We start from the raw sequence: 11,323 nt of genomic DNA on the forward strand, positions 1-11,323 counted from the left end.
GCGACACGGCGGCAGCCGGCCCGGCCAGCGAATCGGGCAGGGCCCAGGCCACTTGCACCACGCGGCTAGTGGCAGGCAGGGCCCCGGCGGGCGCGGGCAGCGGCGGCACCGCGGGCACGCCCACCGCCCGGCCGCTCACTTGCAGCGTGAACGTGCAGAAATCCTGCAAGTACCCGTCCACGTCCAGCAAATACGGCCGGCCAGCTTCCAGGTCCACGGCCACAAATACGTCGTCCTGGGTGCCCAGCGAGGTGCAGCTGAGCACGCGGTAGGTGGCGGGCTGGCACGGCTGCCCAGTCAGCACCACCAGCTGTACGCCGCGCACATCGCGGCACCGCTGCCCGCCCACGTTCACGAAGTAGCGGCCCGCAGCGGGTGGCGTAAACTCAAACCACTGGTCGTTGTGGTATTGGATGCACTGGCCGGTCAGGCGCTCATCCACGCAGCCGCGCTGCACGGTACAGCCTACGGTGCTGGAGGTTATGGTTTCGTTCAGGGCCAGCCGGCGGCGGTTTTCAATGTTGTCGTTGGCCACCTGGGCTTGGGCCCCAGGGCCCCAGCCGGCCAGCGCCAGGCTCCAAAAAATCAGCCGCCCCGCCCCTTGCAGCCAACGGCGGCGGGAGGCGAGGCGGCCATGGGGTTTAGAGCGGGCGCGCAAAGGCTACTTGGCGGCTACTTCGGTGCCTTTCAGGTCTTTCTTCACGTATTTGCTGGGGCACTTCAGCAGAATGTTGTCGGCCACGAAGGTGCCGTTTTGCATGGCCCCGGTGATGACGACCTGCTCCGAGGTCTCAAAATCCTGCGGCTTGGGGTTGTTATACACCACGCGCTGCGAGACGTGCGTCGAGTCCATCAGCGTGAAGGCGAAGTAGTTGGGGTCTACCATCGGGTCGTATTGCAGGCCGATGGGGTGGTTCTGGCCGTCGCGGGGCAGGCGGCCCACTACGTGCACCTTGGTGGCGTTGCCCTCGGCCGCGCGCTGGCGGGCTTCGCCGAAGAGCACGTACACGCTGGCATCGGCCGTGGTGCTGAGGATAATGCCCGCCGCAATGGCGATGATGGCAATGATGAAAATATGGGTCTTCTTCATAAACCGCAGGTACTAACGAATTTGGTGCGTAAAACCGGCTGCCGGGCAGCCGTAGAAACAAACGAAACGCCGCAACAGCAACGCGTGAAGGAGACTAAAAAATCCGTCCTTAGTTATTAAATCCACCTTCGGCGGCCCGCTTTTCCAGCCGGCCCACCTTGCGGTCGAGGGCGATGAGGTAGACGAGCAAGCCGGCGATGATGACGACCACGGCGGCCACCACCACGTAAATCTTGCCGCTGGCCCGCAGGTCGTCGGCCATGGCCGGCACATCGGGGGCCCCGGGCGTTTGGGCCCAGGCGTGGGCGGTGGTGCCCAGCACCAGTTGAAACGCGCCACAAACGGCCGCGAAGTAGCGCAAAAACTTATTGGTCATCGTGTTGGTGTTGGAGCAGCGTGAGGCGGCTGCTAACCTGGGTAAGCCAGAAGGAGAACAAAATCCAGCCGATAACGGCGGCGTAAAACACTGGCCGCATGGTGCTATCGAGGTCGTACTTGTTGAAACCGGGGTTGCCGGTTTGGCCCGGGTGCAAGCTGTTGCCCGAAATGCGGGGCAGAATGAACAGCAGCGGAATGGCGGCAGCAAACGCGAAAATGTTGTAGATGGCCGACACGCGCGCCCGCTGCTGGTCGTCGCGAAACGAGCCGCGCAGCACCAGGTAGGCCCCATATATAAGGAGGGCCACGGCGGCGGCGTTCAGGCGCGGGTCGGGCGTCCACCAGGCGCCCCAGGTGTAGCGGGCCCACAGGCTGCCGGTGGCCAGGCCCAGCACGCCCAGCAAAATGCCGGTTTTGGCCGCCTCGTGGGCCAAGATATCCAGCCGCGCCGAGGGCCGCCGCAGGTACTGCATCGAGTACACGATGGACACGAACATCACCATGATCATCCCGAACCACATGGGCACGTGGAAAAACAGGTTGCGCACGCTCTCGTTCACAATGGGCAGGCGCGGCACCGGGATGAGCAGCCCGGCGATGGCCGAGCCCACGATGAGCACCACCGCCAGCCACTTCCACACCGAGGGGCCCCGCGACTCAATCAGTCGCTGCCCGCCCCACACGCCGCCCGCCATCACGACGACGCTGACCAGGGAGATGATAATTCCTAACGTTGCTTTGCTCATAACCTACTGGTTTTAACCACGCCACAAAAACGGAAACAACAAGTACGACACCGCCGCCACAATCACGTTCAGGGCTAGCAGCGTGATGATGGCCTGCTGGCTCACACCCCGGTCGAGGCCGTCGAGGGCGTTCTTGCTGACTTTGATTAACAGCAAAAGCATCGGAATCATTACCGGAAAGCCGAGCACGGCCATCAAAGTAGCGCCGTTGCCGCCCGCCTTGGCCGCAATGCCCGAAACCAGCGTGAGCGTGGTGGCGAAGCCCAGGGCCCCCAGCACCAGGTTGGCCACGAACAGGGCCAGGTCCTGAATCGGGTTGCCCAAAAAGATGGTGTAGAGGAACAAGGCCAGCAGCCCCACGCCCAGCAGCAGCAGGGCGTTGTACAGCATTTTGGCCAGGATAATGGCCTGGGGCCCCACCAGCGTGTAGTAGTACAGGCGCTGGCCGGGGCTTTCCTGCATGAAGCCCTTGGCCACGGCGTTGATGGCGGCAAACAGCAGAATCACCCAGAACAGGGCGTTCCAGGCCGGGGCCGGGGGCTGCCCGCCACGCAGGCTAAAGCTGAGAAAGCACACGAACACCGTGCTGCCCACGTACAGCAGTAGCCCGCCCAACGCCGCCCGCTGCCGCCACTCCAGGCGGAAGTCTTTGGCGAGCAGGGTAGAAATTTCGCGGAGCAGCGGCACGGGCAGCAGGTTGGTTTCGGGCCGCAAAGATACGACCCGCGCCCGGCGCGGGGGTACGGCAATTTGCCCCCAACGCAATTGCGCCGCCCGGGGGCCCCGGGCGGCGCAAGGCCAATGGTGCGGCGGTGCGGCCGCAGTTACTGCACCACTTGCGCGGGCAGCGGGCTCTGGGAGGGGTTGAACGGCAGGCCCAGCAACTGGGCCGTAATGGGAGCCACATCTTGCAGGGCCATCTGGGCCAGCACTTTGCCGGCGGCAAAGCCGGGGCCGTAGCCAATAAACCCAGTCTGAATCTGGGCGTTGTCGGGGAAAAAGCCGTGGGTGCCGCCGTGGCCGGGCCGCATGGGGGCCCCGTCGCGGGCGGCGCTCATGGCCACGCCCCAGCACCGGGGCCAGGGCCAGCGCCGCGTGCGGGTCGGCCCCGATTCGGTCCAGTTCAGCGCGCTCCACCACCCGGAACAGCTTTTGCTGCTCGGCGGGCGCGGCGGCCAGCAGGCGGCGCACGTCGGCCAGCGTTTTCTTGTCTTTTGCGTCTTTCAGCATCAGAAACGCGGCGGCCCCCGAAGTGTGGAACTGGGCTTTCCAGGCCCCTTTCTCGGCGCCATACAGGCCGGCCTGGGCCAGCCACACGTTGGGGGCCAGCGTGGTGGTGATGTCCACGAAGCCGTGGTCGCCGGTCACAATCACGGCCGTTTCCTTGTCGATACCGGCCTTGGCCAGGGCCTCCACCAGGTTGCCCACCACCCAGTCGGCGGTGGCCAGGGCCCGGCGCACATGCTCGCCGTCGCGGCCGTCCTGGTGCTCGGCGTGGTCCACCCCGAACACGTGCAGGGTGAGCAGCGTGGGCTTGTAGGTTTCGAGCAGGTAGGCGGCGATGCGGCTGCCGTTTTCGTCGCCGCTCACGTAGTCGCTGCTCATGTCGCGGGCGGTGAGGGGCCCCGTGGCGCGCTGCTCAATCTCCTCGAACAAGCCCTTGGGCGTGGTTTGCTGGCGCACGGGCGTGAGGCGGTCCAGGGCTTTATCGAGCGACCACACCTCGGGCACGTTGTAGTCGATGGGGGCCCCGGCCGTCACGGGCCACGACACGGAAGCCGTTTTGCCCCCGGCCTGGCGCACCGCGTCCCACAGCGTGGGGGTTTTGATCAGGCTTTCCTCCCAGTACCAGCGGCCGGTGGCGCCGTCGGGCTCGAAGGGCGAGTTGTAGTAGATGCCGTGCTGGGCCGGGGCCACGCCCGTGACGAGCGTGGTGTGCGAGGGGTACGTCACGCTCGGAAACACGCCCCGCACGCCGTCGGCCGAGGTGCCCCGGGCGGCCATCCGCTGCAAGTTGGGCGTGGGCCACTTGGCCTCGCGGTAAAAATCGGGCCGGAAGCCGTCGATGCTGATGAGCACGACGTGCTTGGCCGGCTGGGCCCCGGCGCTGGCGGCCAGGCCGAAGCTCAGGCCCAGGGCGGCGAAAACAGTTTTCATAAGCGGCAGCAGGAAGCGGCGAACTTAAAAGGAGTAGCGGGCCCCGAGCTGGATTTGGTAGGGCGTGCCGTTTTGGTTGGTGGTGCCCACGTTCTCGTTCACGCGGTAGGTGTAGCGCCGGGTGGTTTGATTGAAGCCGGTGGCCGTGAGCAGGTTCTGCTGGCCCAGGTTGTAGTTCACGCCCCAGCCCTTGTTCAGCAGGTTGGCGAAGTTGAACACGTCGGCGCTGAGCGTGAAGCCCTGGTTTTTGTAAGTCCGGAAGGTCTTTTGCAAGCGCACGTCGAAGGTGCCCGAGAACGGGTTCACGCCCCCGTTGCGGTCGGCAATGGTGCCCAGGCTACGGCGGATGTAGTCGGCGGCGCGGTTGTCGGGGTTGGCCAGCACCTTTTGCATGGAGGCGGCCACGGCGGGGGCCGTATTGGGGTCGTTGGGGTCAAACACGAAGGCCAGGTCGTTGTCCGTGCCGGGGCCCCCCACGAAGTCGCCGTTGATATCCGAATCCACCGTCAGGGAGTAGCGCGTGCCGCCCAGGCCCGTGAAGCGGCCGCTCAGCACGAAGCCCTTCACGCTGGGCGAGGCCCCAAAAAACACCACCTTGTGCCGGAACTGGTTGTCGGAATAATTTAGTTCGCTCAGGTCGCGCGGGTCCGACTTTACGGGCCGGAACGTGGACGTGTTGGCCACATTGCCGTTGTAGGACGTGTTGTCGCGGGTCGAGTTCCAGGTGTAGCTGGCGTTGAAAAAGCCGGTTTTGGCAAAGCGCAACTCGGCGTCGGCCACCACGGCCGCCTGCTGCACCTTGGCCCCGTTGGTGAACTCCAGGGTGCGGCCCACCGACTGCGTTTTGCGCCCCAGCACACTGTTGGTAATGCCGCCCGCCGTGATGCTGGCGGCCGGCACGAACACGCCCCGGCCGGCTTCGTTGTCGAGCCGGAAGTAGGGCTGGTCCACCAGGTTGCGGTCCAGGTACACGTAGTTGTCGGCGGTGTACGAGTACAGGAAATTGGCCCCCACCCGCAGCCAGTTGTTCACGATGCGGTTCACGCTCAGGTTGGCCTTGTACACGTTGGGCACCTGCAAGTTCTTGTCGTTCAGATTAATGGTCGATACGTAGGGCACGCCGGGCAGCAGGCCGGGGGCCGTGCTGGGGTCGGCGCGGTAGGCTGGGAAGTTGGGCCGGGGCACGGGGTTCTCACCCGTCGAAGGCCGCGTCACGTCCACGGAGCCCACCAGCGTGCCGCTGTTCTGGATGTTGTTCACCTGCGCGTAGTTCACGGGGTTGGCCGAAAACAGGCCCCCGCCCAGGCGGATGATGCTTTTGCGCTCGCCCTTCACGTCCCAGGTCAGCTGCACGCGGGGCTGGATATTGTTCCAGTCGGTGGGGTTGCTGTCGGTGCGCAGGCCCAGCGTTTCGGCCAGCACGGGGTTGTAGGCCCCCGGCGTGCGGTAGCTGGTCAGGTCCCAGCGCAGGCCCACCACGGCCTCCACGTTGGGCAGCGGGTTGTACTGCACCTGGCCAAACAGCGAGGCGTTCAGCACGTACTGCTGCACCGACGGGATGCCTTGCAGCGGCACTTCGCGGGCGTAGCGCGAGGGGTTCAGGTCGTTGAATTCCTTGAGGCTGTTGAACACGAAGCGCCCGTTCTGCTCGCTCGAAATGTAGGTATCAAGGTAGGTGAGCGTGTTGTCGGTGCCGAAGGTGAAGTTGTAGCGCCCCTTGGTGAGGTAGGCGGTGTTCACGAGCTGCAGCTGGTTTTCGAGGTTGCTTTCGGGCGTGAAGCGCTGGCCCCCGAGCTGCACCGAGGTGCTGCCCTGGCGGCTGTTGGGCAGCAGCGAGCGCACCGTCACAATGGCCCGCGGGATGTTGGCCTCGGGCAGCGCTTCGCTGGTTGAGTAATCGCGCTGCACGGTTTGGTACTGCACCTTCAGCTCGTTCACCAGGTTGGGGCTGAACTGGGTGCGCAGCGAGGCCAACGTGCTGTTCTCGCGCGACTTAAAATTGCCGTACACTTCGTACAGATTGATGGCCGAGTTGTCGTCGGTGCTGGTCGGGTTATTCCAGTCGCTGTAGTTGTTGCGCAGCGTCAGCCGGTTCTTGTTGTTAATCTGCCAGTCGAGACGGGCAAAAAAAGTGTTGGCCAGCGTCTTGCGGCCAAACTCGCCGGTTTGGGGCCCCGCGCCCAATCCGTACTTGGTGCGCCCGATGGTCAGCACCGAGTCCAGCACCGCCCGGCTGATGCCCAGGGCGTTGGCGTCGGCGTCGGACTTGATGTCGGCGATGAAGAACGGGGCCGACTGGTTCTGCCGGTCGAGGGCCGTGAAGAAGTGCAGCTTGTCCTTAATAATAGGGCCCCCGAGGCTGAAGCCGTACTGGTTGGTGGTGAAGTTCTGGGTGCGGCGGTTGCCCCGGATGTCGTAGGGGCTGGCCAGGAAATCGGCCCGGTAATAGTCGAAAATTGAACCCGTGAAGGTGTTGGTACCCGACTTGGTGACGGCGCTAATGGTGCCGCCGCCCTGCCGGCCCTGCGTCACGTCGTACACGTTGGTGGCCACCTCAAACTCGCGGATGGCCTCCAGCGAGAGCGAGTACGGCCCGTTACCCACGGCCCCGGAGGTCAGGTTATTACGCGCGCTCACCCCATCAATCAGGTAGTTGGTTGACGAGGGCAGCTGCCCGCCCACGCTGCCGCCGTTGGAGGTGGGCGCCAGGGCGGCCAGGTTGGTAAAGCTGCGGTTCAGCGTCGGAATCTGGCGGATGGTTTGGTCGGTGATGGCCGTGCTGCTGCCCAGCCGGTCGATGCGGCTGTTGAGGGCGTTGCCCTTCACCACCACTTCCTCCAGGCCCACCGCGGCGGCGGTCAGCACGAAGTCCACGGCCAGCTGGTCGCCCAAGTTCAGGGACAACTCATTTTTCACCTGGGGGCCCGTGCCCACGAAGCTGGCCCGCACGCTGTAGGGCTTGCCCAGCGGCAGCTGCCGCAAAAAGTAGCGCCCCTCCACGTTGGTGGCGGTGGAAGTTTGGAAGCCCGTGGCTTCGTTGCGCACCACCACGACAACACCCGGCAGCGCTTCGCCTTTTTCGTCCACCACGCGCCCGGCAATGGAGGCATCGGTAGACTGGGCAAGGCCCCAATAGCCGCTCAAAAGCAGCCAAAACAACAACATCGAGGTTAGAACTCGGCGCATATTCATGTGGATTAAATGAAGGCGCAAAGGTTCGCGGACCCGGTTAAGGCAATGTGTCGGGCATAAGCAGCTATTGTTATCCTTTGGCCGTTGCGCACGGCTTTTCGCCCCGTCCGCAGCCGCCAAATCCTGCGCATGGGAGCGCCAGCCACAAAAAAGAGGGCCCCTGATCAAGATCAGGGGCCCTGTACAAATCTAAAAATCAGCGCAATCAGCCTAATCAGCGAACATCAGCGATTAGAAATCATAGCCCAGCGTGAGATAGAACTTGGGCGGGTTAGTAGTATAGTTTTCGCGGCCCCAGGCCACGTCGCCCTTGCCGTAGAAGCCGAAGAGCGTGGTGCGCACGCCCACCCCGTAGCCCACCAGCAGCGGGTTGCTGAAGTTGGTGACGGTGCCCGAGAACGGGTTGCCGTTGCCACCGAAGGGCACGGTGTTATTCGAGTTGTCCACCGTGAGCGGGTTGCCGCCCGAGTAGGCCGTGCCCGCGTCCACGAAGCCCGTGAACTGGAGGTTGCGCAGGAAGGCCGAGTAGATGGGCCGCCGCGACAGGTATTGCACAATGGGTATCCGCAGCTCACTGTTCAGCAGCAAGTAGCGCGAGCCGATGCGGGTGCTGTAGTCGAAGCCCCGCAGGTTGGTCACAAACTGCTGGTTGAAGATTTGGCTGGGGTCGGGCACCGGCACGTTGGGCTGAAACAGCACCCGGTCGTCCTTGTAGTTGGGGAAGAACCAGTTATCCATGCCGCCCAGGCGGAAGTACTGGGTGTTGGGCCCGAAGAACTGCCCGTAGCTGGCCCGGTTGGCCCAGATGATGGAGCGGTGCACCTTTTGGTAGTGGCGCAGGTCGATGGTGAGTTTGCCGAAGTTGAGGGCCGCGTTGTTGATGCCGCGCAGCTGCTGCAAGGCCACCTTCATGCGGGTGCCGCGCAGCATGTTCACGCCGGTAGCAATGGAGTTGTCGAACACCAGCTCAGCCTTGTAACCCGCATAGTTCTGGTTGTTGTCCAGGGCGTTGGAAAAGCTGTTGGAGAGGGTGCGGTTGAGGTTTTCGTAGCGCGGGCCAGCGCGCAGGCTCAGGTTGTGGGTGAGCGGGTAGGCAAACGTAATGGCCGCCTCGTGCCTCCCGTAGCGGAAGCGGCTGCCGTCTTGCAGGTCAAAGAAATAAGCCTGCTTCTGGTAAGCCACCGTCCAGTCGACGCGGTGCGTGAGGTTGGTATAGGAGGCGTTGATGTTGCTGGTACGCAGGTCGAACAGGCCAAACAGGCCGGCGTCGATGCGCTGGTTTTCCAGCAGGTCGTTCAGGTGGGCCCGGAATTGCAGGCCGATGCCCAGCAGCGGGTCCCACTTCGTCGAAGTGGTAATGTTGTCGGCCATAAACCGCGTGTCGTAGCGATAGGGCCCCGTCACCTGGGGTACTTCGGGCAGCACCTTGTTCACGGGGCGGCGGGCGGCGGCGCGGGCCACGGGGCGCACCGGCTCGTCTTCCTCAAACACGTAGTTGTCGGTATTCACCGCTTCGTTGGCCTTGCGGCGGGGGGGGCGCGCGCCGAAGACCCCGGCGGTATCGGTGGCGGCAGCGGGGCGCGCCGCGGCCTTAGCGGCGGCCACGGGGGCCGCCGAGCGGTCCTCCAATGTTTTCTGGCGGGCGGTTTTGGCGGCGGGCAGGGCCCCGGTCAGCTCAAACGTAGGGTAGGCGTAAAGCACGTCGCGCGCCTGTGCGGGAGCCACCATGGCCAGCGCCGTAGTGGTGGGGCTGTAGTCGAAGTCGCTGATGTTGGGCAGGAAGCTCGTCAGGCGGTCGCGCTGCTTGGTCGAAAGCGTGTAGCGGTAGAGGCTGCGCACGCCGCTCTCCTCGCCCAAGTACAAAATCTGGTCGTCGGACAGGGCCCGGGGGCGGGTTTCGTTGGAAATGGTGCTGGCCAGGATTTCCAGCGGCACGGTGCGCCCGTCGAGGTGGTAGAGGAACAAGTCGTAATTGTTCACCACATTAGCGAACGTGGCAGGCCGCGACTGGCCCAGCGAATCGAGGTAGCGGTTCGAGCTAAAGGCAATGCTCTTGCCGTCGGGCATGAACACCGGCTGCGCGTCGTCGAACAGGTCGTTGGTGAGCTGCTCGGCCTGGCGGCTACCGGCCCGCAGCACGTACAAGTCGTTCTGGCCGCCGCGCACAGCGCTAAACACCAGCGATTTGCCATCAGTCGAGTAATTCATGCTCAGCACCTGGTCGTAAGTGCTGAACAGCGAAGCCGGCCGCCGAAACGTTACCAGCGTGCGCAGGCGGTCGAGCATGTTGTTGCCGGTGGCGTCGCGCAGGTGCAGCGTCATGGTGCCCTGGGCCATTTCGGCCACGGCCACCTGGGTGTTGCCGCGCCAGGCCAGCACCGGCAGGCGGTTTTCTACCTGCTGGTCAGGGGTTTTGTAGCCGCCGCGGGCCACGGTGTTGCGGTGGCTGCCGTCGCGGCGGGCCACCACCACGCGGTAGCGGCCCAGCTCGTTCACGGCGTAGGCCAGTTGCTGGCCGTTAGGGCTGAACACGGGCTGCGAGTAGATGGTAGCCCGGCGGTTGCGCCCGCCAATCTGAAACTTAGCATCGGGCTGGGCCAGCGCGGCGGTGGCCGGCTGCGCGTTCAGGGACCGGTAGTAGGCCAGCCAGTCGCGCATGAAGATTTTGTACGGCACATTCAGCGACGAGCTGATGCCAACTTCCGCGTCGCGCGTAATGCGCGTGAGGTTCAGAATATTCTGGATACTGGTGTAGCCGTAGCGCTCGGCGATGTAATTCCAGATGCTGTGGCCCGACAGGCGCGGGTCGCGGATGAAGAACGGGGCTGAGCGGTTGCCGGTGGGGTACAGCCGCGTCATGTCGCGCATGTAGCCGTCCATGTCCACGCTCCAGCCTTCGGCGGCGTAGGCCGCGGCCCCGCTGATGAACCAGTCGGGCAATTGCAGCAAGTAGCTGCTTTGCAACACTTCACGCAACGAGCCGCCGTACATCATGTCGTTCAGCAGTACTTGCGTGAGCTGAAAGCTGATTTCGCGCTTGAAGTCGGTTTGCAGACCAGTGAAGGCGATTTGCACCTTGCTCATCCGGGCCAGGGGCGCGTCGCCGCCGGCTACGGTTTCGGGGTTGGGGTCGAGGCCTACATTGCTCTGCCTTAGGTCGCCCACCGAGTTGTAGAGCATGACGGTGGTTTTGGCGTAGGGGTAGTACCCAATGAGGGCCGTGACGCGCTGCAACTCCTTCTCGGCGTATTCCACGGCGCGGCGGGCGGCGGGCTCGTTGCCGTCGTAGTACATCACCGTGAAGTTCTGGGTGGAGTACTGCTGCCAGTGGAAATCACGGTACTGAATGCGCACCCGCCCGAACTGCTCCTGGGCCGTCTGAGCTCGCGCCGGGGCCCCCACAGCCAACAGAAACACCAGTGCGCACGCGCCCCGCACTGCTTTCTTCACCAAAGTAATGTTTGTCATAGTCAGCGAACGAACAAAAGCGGAAATTAGTCCGCCGTAAAAGCTAAAATTCCGGAGCCAGCGCGGGCGCCGGCCACAGGGCCCCGTAGCGGGCCAGGCTCACTTCAGGCCAGAGGTCGGCCTGGCCCAGCAGCCAGTCGGCCATCAGCGCCGCCAGCCGCGGGGCCAGCACCACGCCCTTCGAGCCGTAGCCCCCGCAGAAGCTGAGGCCCGGCACCGCGGGGTGGGCCCCAGCAGCGGCTTGCGGTCGCCGCACGGCGGGCCGCACCCCCGCCCGCTGCCCCACCACCGC

Annotated in this window: 7 protein-coding genes and 2 pseudogenes; all 9 read right to left on the minus strand. The window is 64.4% G+C overall.

What is annotated here, in order from left to right:
* Nucleotides 1–658 (minus strand): hypothetical protein (locus BEN49_RS05040; RefSeq protein WP_141765616.1); only part of this gene is annotated, 658 nt, incomplete at its 3' end.
* Nucleotides 659–661: 3 nt separating this feature from the next.
* Nucleotides 662–1,090, minus strand: coding sequence for a cytochrome c maturation protein CcmE domain-containing protein (locus BEN49_RS05045; protein ID WP_070741649.1), 429 nt, complete (start codon nucleotides 1,088–1,090; stop codon nucleotides 662–664).
* A gap of 109 nt (nucleotides 1,091–1,199) precedes the next feature.
* Entirely contained in the window at nucleotides 1,200–1,466 is a 267-nt protein-coding gene (locus BEN49_RS05050) for a CcmD family protein (protein WP_070741652.1), read from the minus strand.
* Nucleotides 1,456–2,214: a cytochrome c biogenesis protein CcsA gene (gene ccsA / locus BEN49_RS05055; RefSeq protein WP_317040396.1), complete on the minus strand. Its 759-nt coding sequence runs from the start codon at nucleotides 2,212–2,214 to the stop codon at nucleotides 1,456–1,458. Before ccsA ends, BEN49_RS05050 begins: the two co-directional genes overlap by 11 nt.
* Before the next feature lie 12 nt (nucleotides 2,215–2,226).
* Nucleotides 2,227–2,895, minus strand: a complete 669-nt coding sequence (locus tag BEN49_RS29240; protein ID WP_083325791.1) for a heme exporter protein CcmB — start codon at nucleotides 2,893–2,895, stop codon at nucleotides 2,227–2,229.
* Between the two features lie 519 nt (nucleotides 2,896–3,414).
* Nucleotides 3,415–4,371: pseudogene (locus tag BEN49_RS29245) on the minus strand (alkaline phosphatase family protein); the annotation flags it as partial.
* Nucleotides 4,372–4,395: 24 nt separating this feature from the next.
* Nucleotides 4,396–7,557: a TonB-dependent receptor gene (locus BEN49_RS05070; protein WP_070741661.1), complete on the minus strand. Its 3,162-nt coding sequence runs from the start codon at nucleotides 7,555–7,557 to the stop codon at nucleotides 4,396–4,398.
* Between the two features lie 237 nt (nucleotides 7,558–7,794).
* Nucleotides 7,795–11,031 (minus strand): TolB-like translocation protein, encoded by a 3,237-nt coding sequence (locus BEN49_RS05075; protein WP_083325789.1) that lies wholly within the window; start codon nucleotides 11,029–11,031, stop codon nucleotides 7,795–7,797.
* A gap of 43 nt (nucleotides 11,032–11,074) precedes the next feature.
* A pseudogene (locus BEN49_RS27610) lies at nucleotides 11,075–11,323 on the minus strand (hypothetical protein); the annotation flags it as partial.

Origin of the sequence: Hymenobacter coccineus, from assembly GCF_001816125.1 — a bacterium.
Taxonomy (GTDB): domain Bacteria; phylum Bacteroidota; class Bacteroidia; order Cytophagales; family Hymenobacteraceae; genus Hymenobacter; species Hymenobacter coccineus.